The organism is Kushneria phyllosphaerae (genome assembly GCF_900312995.1).
In the GTDB taxonomy this organism is placed as follows: domain Bacteria; phylum Pseudomonadota; class Gammaproteobacteria; order Pseudomonadales; family Halomonadaceae; genus Kushneria; species Kushneria phyllosphaerae.
This window is the reverse complement of the sequence record NZ_ONZI01000001.1, coordinates 1,043,929-1,065,202: the sequence shown is the minus strand read 5'-3', so window position 1 is coordinate 1,065,202 and position 21,274 is coordinate 1,043,929. Positions and strand designations below refer to the sequence as shown.

At 62.6% G+C, this 21,274-nt stretch carries 24 protein-coding genes; 9 read left to right on the top strand and 15 right to left on the bottom strand.

Features of this window, described 5'->3' with window-relative positions:
* Positions 1 to 87: 87 nt before the first annotated feature.
* From KSP9073_RS04745 to KSP9073_RS17955, 4 genes are all read right to left on the bottom strand, one after another.
* Complete coding sequence (locus KSP9073_RS04745) at positions 88 to 2,025, bottom strand: methyl-accepting chemotaxis protein (protein WP_108841745.1); 1,938 nt, start codon at positions 2,023 to 2,025, stop codon at positions 88 to 90.
* Positions 2,026 to 2,215: 190 nt separating this feature from the next.
* Complete coding sequence (gene ilvD, locus KSP9073_RS04740; protein WP_243409110.1) at positions 2,216 to 3,961, bottom strand: dihydroxy-acid dehydratase; 1,746 nt, start codon at positions 3,959 to 3,961, stop codon at positions 2,216 to 2,218.
* A gap of 273 nt (positions 3,962 to 4,234) precedes the next feature.
* Positions 4,235 to 4,897, bottom strand: a complete 663-nt coding sequence (locus tag KSP9073_RS04735) for a fumarylacetoacetate hydrolase family protein (RefSeq protein ID WP_108842050.1) — start codon at positions 4,895 to 4,897, stop codon at positions 4,235 to 4,237.
* Between the two features lie 43 nt (positions 4,898 to 4,940).
* On the bottom strand, positions 4,941 to 5,228 hold the full coding sequence (locus KSP9073_RS17955; protein ID WP_207771407.1) for a hypothetical protein: 288 nt from the start codon (positions 5,226 to 5,228) through the stop codon (positions 4,941 to 4,943).
* A gap of 278 nt (positions 5,229 to 5,506) precedes the next feature.
* On the opposite strand from KSP9073_RS17955, the gene KSP9073_RS04725 reads away from it, so the two are divergent.
* From KSP9073_RS04725 to KSP9073_RS04700, 6 genes are all read left to right on the top strand, one after another.
* Complete coding sequence (locus tag KSP9073_RS04725) at positions 5,507 to 6,277, top strand: C40 family peptidase (protein ID WP_207771406.1); 771 nt, start codon at positions 5,507 to 5,509, stop codon at positions 6,275 to 6,277.
* A gap of 115 nt (positions 6,278 to 6,392) precedes the next feature.
* Complete coding sequence (locus KSP9073_RS04720; RefSeq protein WP_108841743.1) at positions 6,393 to 7,340, top strand: aldo/keto reductase; 948 nt, start codon at positions 6,393 to 6,395, stop codon at positions 7,338 to 7,340.
* 203 nt (positions 7,341 to 7,543) lie between these two features.
* Positions 7,544 to 8,572 (top strand): acyl-CoA dehydrogenase family protein, encoded by a 1,029-nt coding sequence (locus tag KSP9073_RS04715; protein ID WP_108841742.1) that lies wholly within the window; start codon positions 7,544 to 7,546, stop codon positions 8,570 to 8,572.
* On the top strand, positions 8,569 to 9,357 hold the full coding sequence (locus KSP9073_RS04710; protein WP_108841741.1) for a PIG-L deacetylase family protein: 789 nt from the start codon (positions 8,569 to 8,571) through the stop codon (positions 9,355 to 9,357). The genes KSP9073_RS04715 and KSP9073_RS04710 overlap by 4 nt, the downstream gene beginning before the upstream one ends.
* A gap of 15 nt (positions 9,358 to 9,372) precedes the next feature.
* On the top strand, positions 9,373 to 9,990 hold the full coding sequence (locus KSP9073_RS04705) for an SAM-dependent methyltransferase (protein ID WP_207771404.1): 618 nt from the start codon (positions 9,373 to 9,375) through the stop codon (positions 9,988 to 9,990).
* Positions 9,974 to 10,690 carry a glycosyltransferase family 2 protein gene (locus KSP9073_RS04700; protein ID WP_108841739.1) on the top strand — a complete coding sequence of 239 codons (717 nt, stop codon included), beginning with the start codon at positions 9,974 to 9,976 and terminating at the stop codon, positions 10,688 to 10,690. The genes KSP9073_RS04705 and KSP9073_RS04700 overlap by 17 nt, the downstream gene beginning before the upstream one ends.
* Before the next feature lie 16 nt (positions 10,691 to 10,706).
* Here KSP9073_RS04700 and ccmI read toward each other — a convergent pair whose 3' ends face one another.
* The 11 genes from ccmI to KSP9073_RS04645 form a co-directional block, all read right to left on the bottom strand.
* Positions 10,707 to 11,627, bottom strand: a complete 921-nt coding sequence (gene ccmI / locus KSP9073_RS04695) for a c-type cytochrome biogenesis protein CcmI (protein WP_108841738.1) — start codon at positions 11,625 to 11,627, stop codon at positions 10,707 to 10,709.
* On the bottom strand, positions 11,624 to 12,124 hold the full coding sequence (locus KSP9073_RS04690; RefSeq protein WP_108841737.1) for a cytochrome c-type biogenesis protein: 501 nt from the start codon (positions 12,122 to 12,124) through the stop codon (positions 11,624 to 11,626). Before KSP9073_RS04690 ends, ccmI begins: the two co-directional genes overlap by 4 nt.
* Positions 12,115 to 12,642, bottom strand: a complete 528-nt coding sequence (locus KSP9073_RS04685; RefSeq protein WP_108841736.1) for a DsbE family thiol:disulfide interchange protein — start codon at positions 12,640 to 12,642, stop codon at positions 12,115 to 12,117. Before KSP9073_RS04685 ends, KSP9073_RS04690 begins: the two co-directional genes overlap by 10 nt.
* Positions 12,639 to 14,612: a heme lyase CcmF/NrfE family subunit gene (locus tag KSP9073_RS04680; RefSeq protein WP_108841735.1), complete on the bottom strand. Its 1,974-nt coding sequence runs from the start codon at positions 14,610 to 14,612 to the stop codon at positions 12,639 to 12,641. Before KSP9073_RS04680 ends, KSP9073_RS04685 begins: the two co-directional genes overlap by 4 nt.
* Positions 14,613 to 14,624: 12 nt before the next feature.
* Positions 14,625 to 15,113: a cytochrome c maturation protein CcmE gene (ccmE, locus tag KSP9073_RS04675; RefSeq protein ID WP_108841734.1), complete on the bottom strand. Its 489-nt coding sequence runs from the start codon at positions 15,111 to 15,113 to the stop codon at positions 14,625 to 14,627.
* The gene (ccmD, locus tag KSP9073_RS04670) at positions 15,110 to 15,325 is read right to left on the bottom strand and encodes a heme exporter protein CcmD (RefSeq protein WP_108841733.1); all 216 of its coding nucleotides are present in this window, start codon (positions 15,323 to 15,325) and stop codon (positions 15,110 to 15,112) included. Before ccmD ends, ccmE begins: the two co-directional genes overlap by 4 nt.
* On the bottom strand, positions 15,315 to 16,064 hold the full coding sequence (locus tag KSP9073_RS04665) for a heme ABC transporter permease (RefSeq protein ID WP_108841732.1): 750 nt from the start codon (positions 16,062 to 16,064) through the stop codon (positions 15,315 to 15,317). Before KSP9073_RS04665 ends, ccmD begins: the two co-directional genes overlap by 11 nt.
* Before the next feature lie 41 nt (positions 16,065 to 16,105).
* Positions 16,106 to 16,828 (bottom strand): heme exporter protein CcmB, encoded by a 723-nt coding sequence (ccmB, locus tag KSP9073_RS04660; protein WP_439330931.1) that lies wholly within the window; start codon positions 16,826 to 16,828, stop codon positions 16,106 to 16,108.
* Positions 16,818 to 17,486, bottom strand: coding sequence for a cytochrome c biogenesis heme-transporting ATPase CcmA (gene ccmA, locus KSP9073_RS04655; RefSeq protein WP_108841730.1), 669 nt, complete (start codon positions 17,484 to 17,486; stop codon positions 16,818 to 16,820). The genes ccmB and ccmA overlap by 11 nt, the downstream gene beginning before the upstream one ends.
* Positions 17,487 to 17,570: 84 nt before the next feature.
* On the bottom strand, positions 17,571 to 18,431 hold the full coding sequence (locus KSP9073_RS04650; RefSeq protein ID WP_243409109.1) for a cytochrome c oxidase assembly protein: 861 nt from the start codon (positions 18,429 to 18,431) through the stop codon (positions 17,571 to 17,573).
* A 16-nt stretch (positions 18,432 to 18,447) separates the two neighbouring features.
* Positions 18,448 to 18,918 carry a DUF2243 domain-containing protein gene (locus KSP9073_RS04645; RefSeq protein WP_207771403.1) on the bottom strand — a complete coding sequence of 157 codons (471 nt, stop codon included), beginning with the start codon at positions 18,916 to 18,918 and terminating at the stop codon, positions 18,448 to 18,450.
* Between the two features lie 127 nt (positions 18,919 to 19,045).
* Here KSP9073_RS04645 and KSP9073_RS04640 point away from each other — a divergent pair, with 127 nt between their 5' ends.
* The 3 genes from KSP9073_RS04640 (at position 19,046) to KSP9073_RS04630 (ending at position 21,167) form a co-directional block, all read left to right on the top strand.
* Positions 19,046 to 20,137, top strand: a complete 1,092-nt coding sequence (locus tag KSP9073_RS04640) for an Lnb N-terminal periplasmic domain-containing protein (RefSeq protein ID WP_108841729.1) — start codon at positions 19,046 to 19,048, stop codon at positions 20,135 to 20,137.
* 126 nt (positions 20,138 to 20,263) lie between these two features.
* The gene (locus KSP9073_RS04635) at positions 20,264 to 20,551 is read left to right on the top strand and encodes a hypothetical protein (protein WP_108841728.1); all 288 of its coding nucleotides are present in this window, start codon (positions 20,264 to 20,266) and stop codon (positions 20,549 to 20,551) included.
* A 184-nt stretch (positions 20,552 to 20,735) separates the two neighbouring features.
* Positions 20,736 to 21,167, top strand: coding sequence for a DUF2946 domain-containing protein (locus KSP9073_RS04630; protein WP_108841727.1), 432 nt, complete (start codon positions 20,736 to 20,738; stop codon positions 21,165 to 21,167).
* Positions 21,168 to 21,274: the final 107 nt, after the last annotated feature.

Here is a 21,274-nt window from a genome sequence, read left to right as displayed (position 1 = left end):
GTACGCAGAAAAAGATACAAGCAGGCAAAAAAACGCCCCGGCCGTGGCCGGGGCGTTTTGATGTCAGAATTGCCGCGTTTTAGAGGTTCAGCTCGTGGCCTGAAGTCTGAACGAAGCCATCAGGCGGCGCAGGATTTCGGTCTGCTCCTCCAGAGATGTGGCAGCGGCCGACGTCTGCTCAACCATGGCGGCATTGCGCTGCGTGACGTCGTCCATCTGGCTGATGGCCTGGTGAATCTGGTCGATACCCGTGCTCTGCTCGTCCGAGCCGACCCTTATTTCATCGGTGATGGCAGCAACGCGCTCTATGCCATCCTGCAGCGTCTGCATGGCGCTGCCCGCTTGATCTACCTGAGTTACTCCGTCGCGCACTCGTTCGCCGGAGGTTTCGATCAGAGAGCGAATATCGTCTGCAGCTGAGGCGCTGCGCTGCGCCAGACCGCGGACCTCGCTGGCCACCACGGCGAAACCGCGACCATGCTCACCCGCACGGGCCGCTTCGATCGAGGCGTTCAGAGCCAGCAAATTGGTGCGAAAGGCGATGCTGTCGATCATGGAGATGATCTCCGACATGCGATCGGAGTCCTGGTGAATGGCCTGCATGGTGGCCACCACGCCGTGAATGAGGTCGCCGCTTTCCTTCGCCGTACGCGAGGCACTCAGCGCCATGTCGCCGGCTTCGCGCGTGTGCTCGGCGTTGCGGCCGGCCGTGGTGTGAATCTGCTGGGTGCTGGCCGAGGTCTGCTCAAGCGACGCGGCCTGTTCCTCGGTACGCTGTGACATGTCCATGTTGGCCGAGGCGATCTGACCGGCGGCCGTGGCAATGGTTTCCGAGCCGTTGCGCACCTCGCTCACTATCCGGGTCAGCCCCTCTCCCATCTCATTGAGGGCACGCGCGAGATGGGCGCACTCATCACGGCCCCGCACCGTTAATCGACCTGTGAGATCGCCATCCGCTACCCGGCGGGCCATATCGACAGCATCGTGAATCGGCCGCACGATCGCCCGGGCCACTATCGTGCCCAGCCCCAGGGCCAGCAACAGACCGGCACCAAGCACGCCCAGCAGTCCCCATTTCTGCTGTTGCAGGTCGCTGATCTGATGCTGCAGTTGATCCTGCAGCTGGCTGACCGCTACATCACTCAGGGCCAGCTGGGCCTCAATGGTAGACGTCAGCGTATTGAAATAATCCTGTGGTGCCGCTTCCAGTGACTGCGCCTGAAGGATTACATCCTTGACCAGAGACAGTCCCTGCATCAGCTGTGTGGTCGCCGTTTTCAGGGGCTCCTGGAGTGCAGCCTCCATTTCTGGGTGGTACAGCATCACACTTTCCAGGCCATGCTCAAGCACCCGGTGATTGCCCAGTGCCTGAATCCGCAACGCCTCCATGATGCTGCGCTCAGCCACACTTGCCTCCCCGCGGGCAAGCTGCCCGGCACCGCGACCCCGCAGCTGTCCCAACGCTTCAGTCAGTGCCGGCATTTCCACAAAAAGACTCTGCACCAGCTGATAGACATCAGGCTGTGACGTCAGGCTCAGCCGGAAATCATCCAGCAGATAACGGGCGGCTTCCAGCATGTTTCTGATAAGCGCCGTATGCACCTCGAAACTTCGCGATGCCTCGGGCAGGTCACTGCCAAACAATGCCTTGACGTCTTGCCACTCCTGGGTGATCGATTGCCAGGTCTCGGTAGCATTGTCATTGTCTGACTGAGTGGCGATCAGCTCGGCCGTGCGGGCGTAGGCCTGATCGGCCTGATCCCTCAACGCCTGGCAGGGCGCCCGGGCCGAAGCATCGCCATTGAGCAGACGGGCACACATGCCCCGATGCTTTTGGGTCAGACCAATCGCGGTCACGATGGCACGCTCCGGCGCCAGTCCCTGCAGGCGGGCTACCCGATTATCCAGTGAATCATTAATGGATTGTGTGAACAGCACCGTGGGAATGATGGTTATCAACAGGGCCAAAAAGCCCAATATCATGAACTTGTAGCGTAACGCCAGGTTTGAAAGTAGAGAGTACATCGTTCCGATCCTGTCTAAAGGCTGACCGGCCAGGCCACCACGTTAGGTTGTTTTGGTTTCTATCGTCCGTCGTGGATGCCACTTGAGGCCAAATCGACATTACATCTACTTATGCTCATAAAACAGTAAAAGGGACAAAAAAACGCCCCGACCATGGCCGGGGCGTTGTCATGCAGGGACAGGCGGGCGATCAGTTCAGATCGTCAGTCGCTTCCGGCAGATCGGTCAGGGCGCCGAGAGAGGCCGAGCTGACGGTACGGGCATACTTGGCCATCGCACCGCGGGTATAGCGCGGCTTCGGCCGCTGCCAGGCGTCACGCCGACGCGTCATCTCGGCGTCATCGATGTGCAGGGTCATGACGTCGTTTTCGGCATCAATGGTGATCTCGTCACCATCCTCGACCAGCGCGATCGGCCCGCCGTTAAAGGCTTCCGGCGTGATGTGACCCACCACGAAGCCGTGGCTGCCGCCGGAGAAGCGCCCGTCGGTAATCAGCGCCACGGCATCCCCCAGACCGCGACCCATGATGGCCGACGTCGGCGTGAGCATTTCACGCATGCCCGGGCCGCCGCGCGGGCCTTCATAGCGAATCACCAGCACGTCGCCAGCGACCACGGTCAGGTCGTTGATGCGCGCCTGCGCTTCCTCTTCGGAATTGAACACGCGCGCCGTACCGGTAAAGCGGGTGCCTTCCTTGCCGGTGATCTTGGCGACCGAGCCTTCCGGCGCCAGGTTACCGTAAAGCACGCGCAGGTGGCTGGACGCCTTGATGGGGTTGTCCAGCGGCTTGATGATGTTCTGACCTTCCGGATAGGGCGCCACATCGGCCAGGTTCTCGGCCAGCGTCTGACCGGTCACGGTCAGGCAATCGCCGTGCAAAAGCCCGGCATCAAGCAGGATCTTCATCAGCGGCTGAATACCGCCGATGGCGACCAGCTCGCTCATCATGTAATGACCGCTGGGGCGCAGATCCGCCACCACCGGCACGCGCTTGCCGATTTCGGTAAAGTCATCCAGCGTCAATTCCACGCCGATGGTGTTGGCAATCGCGATCAGGTGAAGCACCGCATTGGTCGACCCCCCGAGACTGATGACCACGGTCACGGCGTTTTCAAACGCCTTGCGCGTCATGATGTCGGACGGTTTGATGTCGAGCTCGAGCAGCTTGAGAACGGCAGCGCCGGCTTCGCGACTGTCGTCCTGCTTGGTCTGCGATACGGCGTTTTGCGCCGAGGAGTTCGGCAGACTCATGCCGAGCGCTTCGATGGCCGAGGCCATGGTGTTGGCGGTATACATGCCGCCGCACGAGCCGGGGCCGGGGATGGCGGTCTCTTCGATGCGCTTGACGTCAATGAGATCCATGTTGCCCTGGGAGTGGGCGCCCATCGCTTCAAACACCGACACGATATCGGTATGGCCTTCACCCGGCAAAATGGTGCCGCCGTAAACGAAAATACCGGGACGGTCCAGGCGCGCCAGACCCATCATGCAACCAGGCATGTTCTTGTCGCAGCCGCCAATAGCGATCACGCCGTCAAAGCCTTCACAGCCAGCCACGGTCTCGATGGAGTCGGCAATGACCTCGCGCGAGATCATCGAATACTTCATGCCCTCGGTGCCGTTGGCGATGCCGTCACTGATGGTAATGGTGTTGAACACCACGCCCTTGCCGCCGGCTTCATCGGCACCGTCACTGGCCGCATCGGCCAGCACGTTGATGTGGCTATTGCAGGGGGTGACGCGACTCCAGGTCGAGGCAATCCCGACCTGAGGCTTTTTGAAATCCTCATCACTAAAACCCACGGCGCGCAGCATGGCGCGGCTGGCAGCCTTGCCGGGGCCGTCAACCACCAGCGATGAATGGCGACGGGTATGGGCCCGCTCGTTGGCAAGCGGGGCGGTGGAGGGGCTATCCGGCCGGTCTTCCTGGCTCATGATCTGATCACTTTTGATGGTAATGAATACGAACAGGTCCCGGACCATCCCGCGGGTGCGCAATACCCGGAACCAACGAAAGCGCTGTCGATATCAGACCCGCAGGGCAGCAATACCGCCCGTGACGAGCATGTCTGAACCTCGACAGAAGCGTGTCGCCGCAGGGCTTTCGGATCTTCGAAAGCGGGCCACACGCACTGCGCGGATAGCGCGGCCGGGTGTCAGGCCCGGCACAGGATATCGAGTATACGCTCAGCCTGCTTCAGCATGAAATCAGCTGCGGGCCGTGATCTCGAAATGCCCGTCCAGCGACAGCGCCAGCCGTGCGCCCTCGGGCAGCGCGCCCACCCCTTCCGGGGTGCCGGTCAGGATCACATCGCCGGGGTCGAGCGTAAATGAGCGCGACATCTCAACAATCAGCTCGACGGCCTTGAACAGCATCAGGGCCGTATGCCCGGTCTGGCGACGCTCACCGTCAATGGTCAGGGTAAATCGCAGATCATCCAGCGCCATCTGCTCGGGGTCAAAGGGCACGAACTCGCTGATCGGACAGGCGCCATCAAAGCCCTTGGCCCGCTCCCACGGGTGGCCCTTGTCCTTGAGCCGTGACTGCACATCCCGCAGGGTCAGATCCAGTGCCAACCCCACGCCGGCAATCGCCTCGAGCACCTCTTCGGGACGGGCACGACACAGCCGGCGGCCCACCAGAAGAGCCACTTCGGTTTCAAAATGTACCTCGCCGAGATGTCTCGGCACGCGAATGCGCTCACGCATGGGCGTGGCGCTGGAGGCAGGTTTGATAAACAGGAGCGGCGATGTCGGCACTTCGTTGTTGAGCTCTCTGGCATGGGCGGCGTAGTTGCGACCCACGCAGACAATCTTGCCCAGGGGCTCGGCAAGCGTGCGTCCATCGGTGAAACCGGGCTGGAAGGCCATGGCCTGTTCCTTTTGAAGATCCATGCATGATTATTGATGCAAATTACGCTTTATTACAGGCATAACAAAACCAGAGCCATGAAAAAGCGGCAAGGCACGATGGCGCTCTGCCGCTTGCCTCTTGCGCTTGTCTTCTGGGTATATACCCCACGCCCGCCGACAGGCGCCCCCGTTTCCTGCTTTTCAGCGAATACCCGTGGCTGTCTTCCGGCGTCTCGCCAGTGCGGGGCACGAACTTTTCATGTGAACCTGGAATCAGCATCAGCAGGCCGTTGAACTCATGATGGTCGGTTAAAACGATCGAGGCACTGATGGCATTCATGCCCGCCATGTCGTCTATCTCTCACCGGCCGCTTCAGAAAATGCTCGAAACGGCCGTATTGATCGTCTAACACGGCGCTTTCAAGTGCAGCCACGTGAACATTGGCCTCTACTTGCCTCTATAACCCGGGTCGCGATGTGGTGCGCTCAACGTTAGAATGCGCGCATTGATCATGTCCAGGCACCCCCTCGGGATGTTATCAATGCCCCTGCCGTGATTTGTCAGATTGCCGCGCGCTGTGGCGTCGGCCCATGCCCTGACACGATACCGACCCGATGAGCACCCACATGCCACATCCAGACTTCTCACGCCGAGCGGCCCGCCAGGGGGCGCTGGGTCTGCTGTTGATCCTGCTGCTGAGCCCCTGTTTGCCTGGCGCCGTTGAGCCGGCGCAGGCTCGACAGTTGCTGCAACCCGAGCACGGCACCGCCAGCGAACTGCGGGCCAAGCGCAAGCGCGAGCAGGCGCGTGCCCGCCAGCTGGGCCTGTCCGAAACCCAGCTCAAAAAGGCCGCCGCCCAGGGCCGCTCGATTGCACCCAACCGATCGACACAGGCCATCGCTGCGGGGGTGGATAACTTCAACTACAAGAAGTACGCCTTCAACGAAGAGATCGACCGCCCCGGCGAAATGGCCATGGCCCGCGCCATGGCCCGCGCCATGGACACCGTCATGGATCAGGTCGGGCGACCCTACCTCTGGGGCGGCACGACCCCCCAGGCAGGCTTCGACTGTAGCGGTCTGATCTATTACGCCTTTCGTGACCTCCTCTCCGGGGATCTGCCACGCACCGCCAATGGCATGTATCACTGGTCAAAATCGACGCCGGTCACCATGGACTCGCTCAAGCGCGGTGATCTGGTCTTTTTCCGCATAAAAGCCGCCAGCGCTGCTGATCATGTCGGCGTTTATCTGGGCGATGGCCAGTTCGTTCAGGCCCCGCGCACCGGGGAAAACATTCGCGTCAGCTCGCTTTCCGGCGACTACTGGCAGCGCCACTTCCTGGGTGCAAGACGCCTTCTGACCGGTGACACCGTACGCCAGCTCGCCTCTCGCTGACCCTGGCCACGGGTTCCTGATCGCCTTCCCGCGACACGGCGCGGGACATGCCCTGCGGTAGAGACCACCCACACCGACTACGCTTGATGACACATCCATTGAACCGGGAGTGATCATGGAAATGCGTCAGCTGGGCCGCAGCGATCTGACAACGGCCCCGATCATCTTTGGCGGTAATGTCTTTGGCTGGACGCTCGATGAGAAGCAGTCCTTCGAGATACTGGATGCCTGGCTCGATGCCGGCTTCAACACCATCGATACGGCCGATGTGTACTCCCGCTGGGCCGAGGGCCATCAGGGTGGAGAATCCGAATCGGTACTGGGGCGCTACTTCAAGGCGCGCGGCAACCGTGACCGCTTGACGCTTGCCAGCAAGGTCGGCATGGAGATGTCCGGCAGCGGCAAGGGACTCTCGCGGGACTGGATCATGCAGGCCATTGAAGGCTCACTCAAACGGCTGCAGACCGATTATCTGGACCTCTATTTTTCGCATCGCGATGACGCCGAGACACCGCTTGAAGAAACGCTGGAGGCCTATCAACGTCTGATCGAGCAGGGCAAGGTGCGCCACATTGCAGCCTCGAACTACTCGGGCGCGCGTCTGAATGAGGCCATGCAGGTTGCCGGCGACAACGGCCTGCCGCGCTATGAGGCACTACAGCCCTTCTACAATCTTTATGATCGCCATGACTTTGAAAACGACCTCGCCGATATCTGCCAGAAGCATGACCTGGGCGTGACGCCCTACTTCTCGCTGGCCAGCGGCTTTCTGACCGGCAAGTACCGTACGCGTGAGGATGCCAGCGGCAAGGCGCGCGAGCAGTTCGTCGAGCAGTATTTCAATGAGCGCGGCATGCGCGTACTGGAGGCGCTCGACCAGGTCGCGGAACGCCTTGAAGCCACCCCGGCTGCCGTCTCGCTGGCCTGGTTGATTGCGCAGCCTGCGGTGACGGCCCCGATTGCAAGCGCCACCTCGCAGCGCCAGTTTGATCAGCTTGTGCAGGCCACGCGGCTCAAACTGGATGACGAGGCGCTCAGGACCCTCGACGAGGCCAGTCGGTGACCGCGCAAGACGGCCAGAGCGCTGATCATTAAAAAGGGGCTGCCTGGCGGCAGCCCCTTTTTAATGGCCGGCCGAAAATTGTATCCAACTGCAAAAGCTTAACCCCAGACAATATGGCACGGTGGCTTCCCGGCTATGCTCAGGCTCTGGTCTTACCCCCTACCGGCACGGATCGCCCAGGGCAGGCCGAACAAGGAGTTTGCATGGCAGCCTCTTTCCTTCAGCGTCTGAGCGATGTTCTGGCGTGCCACGACGCCCCCGCCGAGACCATCTTCGAATTGGCCACCCTGCTGGATCAGCTGATTGCACTGGGGCCGCTGCCCTGTCCCGGATCAGGCGAGACGTTGTCGCGCTGGCGCGCCCTGTATCAGGTTGCAGGTCATGATCTGGCACTCACCAAGCTTTATGAAGGCCACACGGACGCGCTGGCCATCATGGCCGAGCTGGGCGTCACGCCTGACACTCCTGATGACGCCCGCTGGGCCATGTGGGCCGCCGAGCCGCCCCAGGCCAGAGTGCAGATCAGTGCACAGGCCAGCCACTATCATGATGATCAGGCCCGGCTCAACGGCACCAAGGCCTGGTGTTCGGGGGCACCGATGGTCACTCACGCGCTGATGACCGTCTGGCACGAAGACCGGCAGCGGCTGGCCGCCGTGGCCCTTGATCAGGAGGGCGTCACGGTCACTGATCGGGGCTGGCAGGCCATTGGCATGCAGGCCACCGCGAGCGTCGAGGTAGGCTTTTCTGACGCCCATGCCACCCTGATTGGCGGGTTTGATGCCTATATCGCGCGCCCCGGCTTCTGGCAGGGCGGCGCCGGCATCGCAGCCTGCTGGCTGGGCGGTGCGCATGCGCTGGCCCGGACACTGCAGGCCGGAGCAGCCTCACGCCAGGACGACCCTCTCATGATGGCGCATCTGGGCCACGTCGATGTGGCGCTGCAGACCGGCCTGATCGCCCTTCGAGACGCCGCCGCCGTCATTGATGCTCACCCCGACAGGGAGGCTCGGACGCTGGCGTTGCGCACTCGCGCCATCATCGAGCACAGCGTTGAACAGATCATTGCCCACTGCGGACGAGCGCTGGGGGCGGGTCCCTTCTGCCGCGATCGCCATTTCGCCCACATGATGGCGGATCTGCCGGTTTACCTGCGCCAGAGCCACGCCGAGCGCGACCTGAGTGCTCTGGGCAAACTCTGCGACGACGCCAGCAGCGGGTGGTCGTTATGAGCGCTGATGATCGTCGAATCGAAGGCGAAGGCACCCCGGAAGTCGACTGGCAGCGTCTGGGGAAACTCGAGTCCCTGCCCCTGATCTCCCATGAGGCACTGGTGGCGCCCCATCAGCAGGCCGTCATTGTGGCCCCCCACCCGGATGATGAAACGCTGGGCCTTGCCGGGTTGATGCTCCAGCTCGCTGCGGCTGGCCATCACCTGCACCTGATCGCCGTGACCGATGGCACGGCAAGCCATACGGGCTCCACGCACTGGAGTGCCGAGCGCCTCGCCCGTCAGCGCCCCATCGAGAGTGAACGGGCGCTGTCGACACTGGGCTGTGAAGGACAAACGACTCTTGAGCGGCTGGGCCTGCCGGACACTTGCGTTGCGCACCATGAAGCTTCGCTGTTTGAGCATCTGGCAGCGCAGCTCACCGCTGATCACGTGGTGCTGACCACCTGGCGTGGCGATGGCCATCCCGATCACGAAGCCACCGGGCGCGCCTGCGCGAGGGCCTGTGAAGCGACCGGCGCCCGTCTGATCGAAATCCCGATCTGGACCTGGCACTGGGCCGCCCCCAGGGATTCTCGCGTCCCCTGGACCAGGGCCCGGCGCCTGCTCCTTGATGCGGACATGCTGGCCAGAAAAAAAGCCGCCATCCAGGCCCACGAGAGTCAGCTCTCGGTTGATCCAGCCACCGGACAAGCACCGATTTTGCCCGGCCATGTGTTGGCACGCCTGATGCGTCCTTATGAAGTCTTTTTTATCGACGAGCTCCTGGGCGGTGCCCATGACTGACAGGAGGCGATGCCCATGACCCGTCTGGACGCTCAGGCCTTCGAGCAGCTCCATGCCGAACACGCTGACCCGTGGCAGTACCACACCCGCTGGTATGAAAAACGAAAACGCGCCCTGACCCTTGCGATGCTGACACGCGAGCGCTATCGCCGGGCCTTTGAACCCGGCTGCTCCATCGGGGTGCTCAGCGCCGAACTGGCCCTGCGCTGTGACGCCCTGTGCCTGCAGGATGTCAGCGACAGCGCCGTGACCCGCGCACGCAAGGCCCTTGAGGGCCAGACTCATGTGAGCATCACCTGCGGCGCGGTACCGGATCAGTGGCCCGCCGGCCAGTTTGATCTGATTGTTGTCAGCGAGATGGGGTATTACCTGAACCCCGAGGCACTTGAGACCCTGTGTGAACGTATCGATGCCGCGCTGAGCCGTGATGGCGAGCTTCTGGCCTGTCACTGGCGTCACCCGATCGATGGTAGCCGCCTGAATGCTCAAAGCGTTCATCAGACGCTGGGCAGCCGCCTGAACTACGCCCACCACGGCCATTACGAGGACAGCGACACCCTGATCGATCTCTGGCAGCGCACGGCCTCGCCGGTGGTCTCTCGTCGAAAGGACGCTCATGACGACATCCCGTAATGACCTGGCGCGCATCGGCGTGGTAGTCCCTGCTCATGATGAAGAGCAGCATCTGGGAGAATGTCTGGACTCGCTGGCCCGCGCCGCCCGCCATGCGCGCAGTCTGGGGCATGAGGTCACGCTGGTGGTGGTGCTCGACGACTGCCGGGACCGCTCGGCGGCCATCGCCAGGGTCCATGACGTGCTCCGGGTGAGCGTGAACGCGCGCAATGTGGGCATGGCCCGGCATGCCGGGGTACAGGCGCTGCCGGAGGGCATCGACTGGCTGGCCTTTACCGATGCCGATACCTGCGTGCCCGAAACATGGCTGAGCGCTCAATGTGCCTTCGGCACCGATGCGGTCTGTGGCGGGATTCATCTGAATCAATGGCACGGGCTATCGCCGGCGCTGCGCGCACGCTATCTGGCGCATCAGCACCAGAACGTCGGCCGACAGCATGTGCATGGTGCCAACCTGGGCATCCGCATGGCAGCCTATCAGGCGCTGGGCGGCTTTCGGCCGCTGCACTGTCATGAGGATGTGGATCTGGTCGAACGACTCATGGCAGCGGGCGGCAGCATGACCTGGGCCCACTCGCTTCGCGTCATGACCAGTGCCCGGTTCAAGGCCCGCGCCCCCGAAGGGCTGGGCGCGCTGCTGCATGGCCTGGAGTGTGCCTGCGCCGAGTCACAGCGGCTGCCGGCACAGGACGCCGGCTAGGGCGCAGGCACCGATTTCAGGGCCGGCTGCCCTGTTCGTTGCGCGCCTCGCTGTCCTGCTCGACCGGCGCGCCGCCGGCCGTGGGCCCCATCCGCGCCCTGGCCGCCGCCATCGCCTGACGCAGCGCGGTCTGACTGCCCTCATCATCGCTGCCGGCAATCGCGATACGCCAGTGATCCATGGCGCCCTGATAGTCACCATCCGTGAAATCGGCAAAGCCCAGCAGCCCATGCACCGTGGGCTGACGCGGGTCATCTGCCAGCACCTCGTCGGCCAGCGACCGAATGTCATCATTAATCTGTCGATCGTTTTCAACAAAGCGAATCTGGGCCAGCTCCGACACCAGTGACGGCGCCCGGCCCTTTAAATCGATCAGCCGGGTCAGGGCGTGATCGGCTTTTGTATACTGCTGACTGTCGCGATACAGCGGATAGAGCGATGCCCAGACATTGGGATTTTCGGGCTGGCGACCGGCCTCCTGCTCAAAACGGGCGATGAACTGCTGCGGCTCGCCGCCGTCCTGCTCGACCTGCTGGCGGGCCTGATAAAGCTCAAGATCCCCTGCGCTGCCTTCGCGGTAATAGGCATACAGCGAGCCAAAGCCTACGGCCACCACCACGATGGCCGTCAACCACCAGCCACTGTAGGTCGACTTCAGCTCCTGGGGCGTCTGCCCCTCGGTATCGGCAAGCAGGTCACGCTCAAGCTCAAGTCGCCGCGTATCAAACCGCGCCTGGTCGATCTCGCCCCGCGACAGCTCTGTTTCAAGGTCTGCCAGTCGGTCGCGAAACACGGTGACGTTGTCCTGAACCTCATCCCCTCGTGTTTCCAGCGCCGATTGCGCTGCCCGCAGGCCACGGCTGCGCCATAGCGGCAGCAGCAAAAACATGATGGCCACACCCAATAGCAGGGCCAGGCCTACCCATAACGCCGTCATTGCTGACTCCTGTCCTGATGGTTCGAGCGCTCATGGCGCGACAGCAGCGTCTCAAGGCGCTGTCGCTCGTCACTGTTCAGTGCCTGGGCACGCTCAAGGCGGCGCGAGCGAATCAGTGCTGCAATGGCCGCAACGCCCAGCAATACGACCACGCCGGGACCCGCCCAGAGCGCGATGGTGCGCCACTCAAGGCGCGGTCGATACAGCACGTAATCGCCGAAACGATCCACCATGGCCTGACGAATGTCTTCATCACTGTCGCCACGACGCAGCGCGCGCGCGACATACGTGCGCATATCGCCGGCAATGGGCGAGCCGGAGTCACCAATCGCCTGATTCTGGCACTTGGGACAGCGCAGCGAGGCGGTCAGACCGTCATAACGCGCCTGCAGGGCAGGGTCATCAAAGTGATGCAGATCGTCGGCGCCTGCCGTGCCTGTCAGCATCAGCAGGGCTGCCACCAGCAGCGCCATCAGTGCCCTCGGGATCACTGCCATCGCTGAATCTCCGGCAGGATCACGCCCTCGACGTCCTCGGGCGTGATATAGCCCGTGTGGTGATAGCGAATGTTGCCCTGAGCGTCGACGATAAAGGACTCGGGCGCCCCATAAACGCCGAGGTCAAAACCGAGCGACCCTTCCGGGTCAAAGACGGTGAGTGCAAAGGGATTGCCGAACTCGTTCAAAAAGGCGCGCCCCCTGTCGCGAGTGTCCTTGTAATCCACCCCGACCAGATGCACGCCGCGCGCCTTTAACGCCAGCAGCTGAGGCATTTCACGCTTGCAGGTCGGGCACCACTCGCCCCAGACGTTGATCAGCGTCACCTGCCCTTCCAGCAGTGAGGCATCCACCTTTTTATCGGGGTCTTCCAGCGTGGTCAGCGAAAAGGCCGGAAAGGGCTTTTCCAGCAGTGCCGACTCGCGGCTTGACGGGTCGCGCCCAAGGCCCTGCCAGAGCAGCACCGCCAGTACCACAAAGATCAACAGCGGCACGAACAGCCAGTAGCGTTTTTTCATGGACGGGCCTCCATCGCCTGTCGGGTTCGACTGCGGTGACGGTAGCGCTTGTCACAGACCGCCAGAATGCCGCCGGCGGCCATCAAAAGGGCGCCCAGCCACAGCCACCGCACGAAGGGTTTGACCTGAATGCGCATCGCCCACGACTCGCCATCATCGAGCGGCTCGCCCATGGCCACGTACAGGTCACGGGTCAGCCCGTGGTCCAGCGCGGTTTCGGTCATGGCCTGACGCCGGGCATCAAAAAAGCGCTTTTCCGGATGCAGCATCGCAATCAGCCGATCGCCCTGCGTCACTCGGACGGTGGCGCGATCAGCGAGATAGTTGGGGCCATGCACCTCGTTGAGCTGGGTCATGGTAAAGCGATAGCCGCCGACCTCGACCGAATGCCCCTGGCGCATGCGCACGTTATCGGCGTGATCGTAGTTCGACACCATGGTCACGCCGACAATGGTCATCGCCATGCCGATATGGCCCAGCACCATGCCGTAGTGGCTGCGCGAAAGCTTCGCCGGCCCGCGCAGGCCAAAGCGACGGATCAGCGTTAACGGCTCGCGCACCAGCGGTACCACGATCCACGCCGCCACCAGAAGCCCCAGACTGACCGGCAGCGACCAGGCGCCGTCATAAAGCCAGGGAATCGTCAGCGCGACAATCAGCGAGACGATCGCACTCAGCCACAGCCGCTTGATCAGCTCGCGCGGCGCCATCTGCTTCCAGCGCGTCACCGGGCCTGTGCCCATGAAAAGCCCGAGTGCTACCGTCAGCGGCACGATCAGGGTGTTGAAATAGGGTGGGCCTACCGAAATCCTGCCCAGACCCAGACTGTCGAGAATGAGCGGATAGAGCGTGCCCAGCAGCACGGTCACCATCATCACCAGCAGCAGGATGTTATTGAACAACAGCATCGCATCGCGGGAGAACCAGCCAAAACCGAGCGGGCTTTTGACCCGGGGCGCCCGAAAGGCATACAGCGTCAGCGAGGCGCCCACGGTCAGCCCCAGCAGAATCAGGATAAACGTGCCGCGGGAAGGGTCGTTGGCAAAGGCATGAACCGAGGTCAGCACCCCCGAGCGCACCAGAAAGGTGCCCAGCAGCGACAGCGAGAAGGTGACAATCGCCAGCAGCACCGTCCAGCTCTTGAAGCCGCCACGCTTTTCGGTCACGGCCAGCGAGTGCATCAGCGCCGTACCGGCAAGCCAGGGCATTAATGAGGCGTTCTCGACCGGGTCCCAGAACCACCATCCACCCCAGCCCAGCTCGTAATAGGCCCACCAGCTGCCCAGCGCAATGCCCACGCTCAAAAACGCCCAGGCCAGATTGGTCCAGGGGCGCGCCCAGCGCGTCCAGGCCGCATCCAGGCGACCGCCCATGAGTGCGGCCAGCGCAAAGGCAAAGGCCACCGAAAAGCCGACATAGCCCATATAAAGCATCGGCGGATGTACGATCAGCCCCGGGTCCTGCAACAGCGGATTAAGGTCGGCACCGTCCGACGGAGGCACCGGCAGGATGCGATCGAACGGACTCGACGTGGCCAGAATAAAAATCAGAAAGCCTGCGTTGATCATGCCCAGTACCGAGAGCACCCGGGCCAGCATGTCACGCGGCAGATTGCGCGAAAAGACACTGACCGCCAGCCCCCAGAAGGCCATCATCATCGACCACAGCAGTACCGACCCTTCATGCCCGCCCCAGACCGCACTGAGTCGGTAATACCAGGGCAGGTTGGAATTGGCATTGTCAGCGATGTAGGTCACGCTGAAGTCATTGAACAAAAAACCCAGCGCCAGGCAGACAAAGGCCGTCAGCAAAAAAAGCGCCTGTCCCCAGGCCATTGGTACTGCGTAGCTCATCCACAGCGGGCGACGGGTCAAACTGCCGGCCAGCGGCACGATGGCCTGCACCAGCGCCATGGCAAGCGCCAGCATCATGGCGTAGAGCCCGAGTTCGGGAAGAATCTGAATCAGCATGACGATCTCGTTTCAGGGCGTTCCGGAGGCGCGGCTGTCGGCCACCGCGGGCGCATCCGAGGGAATCGCCCTGCTCGCTTCGGCGGCCTTGAGCGCCCCGTCGACTTCCGGCGGCATATAGTTTTCATCGTGTTTGGCCAGCACCTCGCTGGCCTCGATCCAGCCGCGCTCGTCGAGCGTGCCGACAATGACCACGCCCTGCCCTTCCCGGAAGAGATCCGGCAGGATGCCGCGATAGTGCACTGGTACATCATGTTCGAAATCGGTCACGGTAAAGGTCACATCCAGCGTCTGTTGATCACGCTGAACACTGTTACCACGCACCACGCCGCCGGCGCGCAGCGAACGTCCACCGGGTGCCTGCCCGGCACTGATCTGGGTCGGAGAATAGAAAAGGTTCATGTTGGCCCGCAGCGCATAGAGCGCAAGCCCGATGGCCACGCCTGCCAGGGCCACCAGCACCACAATGAGGGTCAGCCGCTGTCGACGATGCGCCTTCATGTCGTCTCTCCGTCATCGGTGGCGGGGCGAGCCGTGGGACACTGTCTTTCACGTCGTTCGAGCGCGGCCACGTGGCGCAGCAGCCGACGCTGTTCCAGCAGGCTATAGAGGGCAAACGCCACCAGACTGCCCAGCACGACCCCAAAGGCCGGCCAGACATAGACGGCGTAGCCATTCATGGCCCAGAAATCGGCCAGCGATTCAAAGGCCATTGCGCCCTCCCTGCACCAGCGCGCGCACCCAGCGGGCGGTGGGCTGGCGTCTGATGATCTCGTTGCGCGTGCGGGCCACCGTGACGGCGGCAAACAGCAGATAGAACCCGACGACCATGAGCAGAAGCGGCAGCCACATGCTCGCCGGCATGGCCGGCTTTTCGGTCAGGCTGAAGGTGGCGCCCTGATGCAGCGTGTTCCACCACACCACCGAATACTTGATGATTGGCAGGTTGATGACCCCGACCAGCGACAGGATGGCCGCCGCCCGGGCACCGCCATCGCGGGAGGCAAAGGCACCCCGCAGGGCCATGATGCCCAGATAGAGAAACAGCAGCAGCAGCATCGAGGTCAGTCGCGCATCCCACACCCACCAGGTGCCCCAGGTCGGCACACCCCAGATGGCACCGGAAAACAGCGCGCTGAAGGTCATCGCCGCACCAAAGGGCGCCGCGGCGCCGGCCACCATATCCGCCAGCTTGATGCGCCAGACCAGAAAGATCAGGCTGCAACTCGCCATCAGCGCAAAGCAGGACTGCGCCAGAATGGCGGCCGGCACATGCACGTAGAGAATGCGAAAGCTGTCGCCCTGCTGGTAGTCGGGCGGTGCAAAGGCCAGTCCCCAGACACTGCCCGTAACGACCAGGATCGTACCGATCCCCCAGAGAAACGGCAGCCAGCGCCCGCTCATGGTGTAGAACCATTTGGGGGAGCCGAGTTTATGAATAATGGGCCACATGATTATCGATCAACGTTGTTCAAGTCGGTGCCGGGGCAGGGTCAGCCATCAAGCGAGAGTTTCAGGGCAGCGGCCGCCGCCCAGGGCGCGGCCAGCAGGGACAGGGCGAGCATGGCGCCCATCAGCGCAAGCCAGGGCGCAATCACGGCGCCGTCCACGGCAAGGCGTACCGTACCGGCGCCAAAGATCAGCACTGGCGTATACAGCGGTAAAATCAGCAGCGACAGCAGCACGCCACCGCGCCGAAGCCCCACGGTCAGCGCCGCGCCAATGGCGCCCACCAGGCTCAGCGTGGCCGAGCCCAAAAGCAGCGTCAGCATCAAAACGCCCATGCTGTGACCGGGCAGGGACAGCATGACCGCCAGCAGCGGCGAGATCAGCGCCAGCGGCAGGCCGGTGGTCAGCCAGTGCGCCACGATCTTGGCCAGCACCAGCACGCTGGCCGGCTGCGGGGCGAGCAGAAGCTGCTCGAGCGTGCCGTCATCGAAGTCATCGCGAAAAAGACCATCGAGAGACAGCAGCACCGACAGCAGCGCGGCGACCCATAAAAGTCCGGGCGCGATGCCTGACAGCAGCGTGCTGTCAGGCGCCAGACCCAGCGGAAAGAGGGTAACGATCAGCGCAAAGAAGATCAGCGGATTGGCCAGCTCGCTGCGGCGACGAAAACGCAGCCGACAGTCGCGACCCAGCGTGGCCGCAAATCCCTGCCAGAGGCCCGGCAGAGGCTCGACAGCCCTGCGGGGGCCGGCGCGCTCAGCAGTCAACGTGTACGCCTCCCTGCCCGTCAAAGCGAAGGTTTCTAAGAACCCTGGACGCGGGTAAAAGTTCCCCGCTGTCATGATGCGAAGTCACCACCACACTGCCACCGGCCTCACAGTGCGCCATCATCCAGCGCTCCAGCTGACGCACGCCGTCGCGGTCGATGGCGGTAAAGGGTTCATCCAGAATCCAGAGCCGTTGATGCCCAAGGGCCAGCCTGGCCAGCGCCACGCGGCGCTGCTGACCGGCGGAAAGTGCCTCCACCGGCGTCTCCTCAAAGCCTGCCAGCCCCACCGCCTCGAGCGCCTGAAAGCAGGCGTCGCGACGTGCCCGGGCGCCGCCCTCCTCCACCGTACTCATGGCCTGATACCAGTCGAGGTTTTCAAGCGCCGTGAGCGCCTTTTTGACGCCCGGACGATGACCGATATAAAGCATCGAGGCCATAAAGGCCTCGCGACAGCGGGAAAGCTTCTCGCCGTGCCAGGAGAGCGTGCCGGTATAGTCCGCCATTTGGCCGGAAAGAATGCGCAACAGCGTGGTCTTGCCAGAGCCGTTGGGGCCTTCAATGCGCCACAGCTCGCCCGGATTGATCTGCCAGTCAAGGTCGCTGAAAAGCCAGCGCTCATCGCGCTCGCAGCCAAGCTTTTGGATGTCGAGTTGCAAGACGGGGTCCGCACAATACGTCACGTGTACACCGCATCAGGTCGGGCACACGTCATGGAGGGGGCAAGCAATTTGCGGCGCAGTCTACGCCATTTTGCCAGGATCATCGACCCGCAATGACGCGTCCGAGCCGGTACGAGTGTCCGCCGGGGGCCCATCAGGGTGCAGCGCACGACGGCGACGGCGCAGCCAGGCCAGCATCAATGCTGCCACCAGCACCGCTTCGGCCAGATCCCCCCAGTAGTACATCCACATCGCCGCCTGATGAAGTTCCTCGAGCCCGGCGCCGGTGCCGTGCGGGAAACCAAAGGCATACAAGAGCTTGCCCAGCGTAGCGTGTGCCACCATGGCAACGAACAGCACGCCCATGCGCATGCGCCAGCCCGGGCGATGCGGCGCAGGGTCAGGCCCGGCAATCGCCCAGGTAAAAAGCGTGCCAGAAATAATGAAGTGCAGATGCAGAAAATGACCCAGCCACGGCGTGGAGAGGCTCATGGCATACAGTGGCGTCATGTAGAGCAGATACATGCCGCCGATATCCAGAAGTGCCGCGATAACAGGATGGGTCAGCACGCGCACCGGTACTGTGCCCAGAAAGCGCACCAGCCGTCGAGCGCCACCGGGCGGCAGATTGCGCAACAAAAGCGTCATGGGGGTGGCAAACACCAGACCGAGCGGGGCGAACATGCCCAGCAATAGATGCTGCACCATGTGCCAGCGCACGTCCTGATGGGCGGCGTGCATGAGCGCGGGCACAAACGCCACGGCAAGCGTGAGACAGCCTGCCGTGAACAAAAGCGTTCGCCACCAGGGCCAGGGCTTTTGTCGATGCGTGCGCCAGACGCCCGCGATATAGACAAGCCAGAGACAAGCGATCAGCAGCCATGCAATGGCAGAAGTCGCGCCCATGGCCATGGGCGCGTGCAGGGTCGAGTGGGCGGTCACGGCGGTGCCTGTCTGATCAGTGCTGACTTGTCGCCTGCCCCTGCCGCGCACGCTGCAAAAGCTTCCAGCCGATGGCCAGCACTACAAGCCCCGCGCCGACCCAGGCGATATCGTAGAGCCAGACATGCTCGACATAGCGCACCTGATGAAGACCGAGAATCTTGTGATCGACGATCCCGTCAAAGGTCTGAAAACCGCCCATGCCGAGCAGGAACCCGGGGCCACGATAGCCGGGGGCCTGAGCGGCACGCCCATGCAGTTCGATCATCATGAAGGCCCCAACAATGAAGAGCACCAGCTCCATGGTGTGCAACAGGCCATCAGAGGCCAGCGCCAGTGCCGAGGAACCGGTATCGATGAAGTGGTGCCAGGCCAGCACCTGGTGAAAGATGATTTCATCAATGGCGGCCATGAAGCCGATGCCGAGCAATATGGCAGCGATCATGGTGCGGCGGATATCCGGTGCAACGGGGGACGGTATGGCCATGGTGCTCTCCTGGCAGGCTCTCGCTCGGGCAATGCGTTATCTTTGGCTCAAGCCTGGCGCATGACAGCGGATCCGACATCATGCCCGATTTAAAAATTTCCCTGATCGCAATGACCGGAGCCCCTTCATGCCCTCCCCTTTAACACGCGGCTTGCGCTCCACCCTGCGCTGGACTTGGCGTCTTGTCGCCGCGCTGCTGATCGTGCCGGCCACCCTGTGGGGCGCACTGGCGCTTTTTTATCAGCTGCCGGGGCCTTCTGCCGTGACCGTAATGGTCATGGCAGGCTGGGGCGTTATCGGACTGGGGGCAGTGCTGGCGACCCTGCATGTGCCCATTCTGCGACGCCGAATCGTTCTGACGGCATGGCTTCTGGCACTGACGGTTCTGATGATCTGGTGGCAAAGCATTGCGCCCCGAAATGATCGGGACTGGGCCGATGACGTGTCGCGTCTGCCCCATGCTGTCATCGACAGGGACCTTGTCACGATCGAGAACGTGCGCAACTTCGACTGGCTGACGCCGGAGCGCTATACCGAGCGCTGGGAGACACGCACCTATGATCTTTCCGAACTGGCCTCCACGGATCTGATCGTCTCCTACTGGATGGGGCCGGCCATCGCCCACACACTGGTCAGCTTCGGCTTTGATGACGGCCGCCAGCTGGTGTTTTCCGTCGAGATTCGCCGACAGCGCGACGAGGCCTTTTCTGCCATCGGCGGCTTTTTCAAACAGTTCGAGATGGCGCTGGTCGCCGCCGATGAGCACGATATCGTGCGCACCCGCTCCAACGTGCGCGCAGAAGAGGTCTATCTCTATCGTGTGGCCCTGCCGGAAGGCGCGGCACGCACGCTCTTTCTGGCCTACCTCGACAAGGCCGACGAGCTGCGCGACACGCCGGCCTTTTACAACACGCTGACCAGCAACTGCACCACGCTGGTCTTTGACATGGTGAAAAACATTATTCCGGGGCTGCCCGTTGATTACCGCCTGCTGCTGTCGGGCTACCTGCCCGGCTATCTATATGATCTGAAAGCCCTGGACACCTCCCGCCCGCTTGTTGAACTAAAGTCGCGCGGTCATATCAACTCCAGGGCACTGGCGGCCGATAACGGGGGCCATGCCTTTCCCGGCTTTTCAGCATGGATTCGCAAGGGGATACCGGCACCCGATGGACACCTTTTGGGGGTGACCATCCCTGACGATCAGCGCCACGACTGACTCAATCATTAAAGACATGAAATAGACGGTCCAGTGGCCTGAGCTTGAAGTATGAAAAGGCAATTTCATGCTAGGGCGTGTGGGGTTTATCACATAACATGGATAAATAAATTACAGAGGTGTTTCATGAGGCCCACAGAGCTCAATGTCCGCTGTTTTCACTGTGGCAGCCGACGCATTATTGTGAGATCGGGGCACCTGCGCCCGGTCGAGGATCCCGTGCATTGCCGGGACTGCGATACCTATCTGGGTCGGCGCAGCGATCTGGCCTTTGAACGTCGCCGCCTGATCGTGGGCGCTGCCAATGAGCCGTTCGACGTACAGCCTGACGCCGTGGCCCTTCATGTGCCCGTAGCGCTCAAGGCAGTCAATGACAATGATGTCTCGGCCACCAGCGTTTCTGCGGCCGACTAGACTGTCGCGTGTTGCTGCTCCGCCACTGCCGGGGCATGGCCTCCCGGGGCCAACTGTATTCTCCTGTCTGCCATGAATATACTGCCGGGCCTGCGTCACAGCATTGCGATGTCATCAGGCGCCGGTTTGCGGTAAGGTCACGGACTCTGATCCTTCTACTTCCGGACGCTGTCCTTACCCGCTCATGACCCGTCTGCGCTGCTCACTTCCGGCATGGCTGGCCCTGGCCGCCATGCTGGTCATATTTCTGGCCCCGGTGCTGTCACAGACACTGGCGCTGGCCCATGAGCGTGAGCGCGCCCATTCCTCTGCATGGCACACTCAGAGCGTCGACATGCCGGCCGGCCACGCCATGGCCATGCAGCCGACGCAGAACATGCATCAGGTCGGCGCCGTCCAGGATGACAGGACACATCCCGCCGGTCATATGGACCTTACCCAGTGTGGCTACTGCTCGCTGCTGGCCCATACGCCGCTGATGGCAGAGACGGCCCTGGCAATGCCCCCCAGCCGTGCCGGGCCTGACCCTACGCCCGTGTTTGCTCGCCTGCAGGGCCATGCCCGGCACCCACACTTTCCCAACGCCCTGTCGCGCGCCCCACCCCTGTCTGCCTGAACCGTCACCACACTACGTTCTTGCCGTCGTCGGCCGCTCCCGCTCCATCAGAGAAGGCCGATCGAGACTACGCCATGGCATGCGTGACCATGGCCATGACAGGTGCC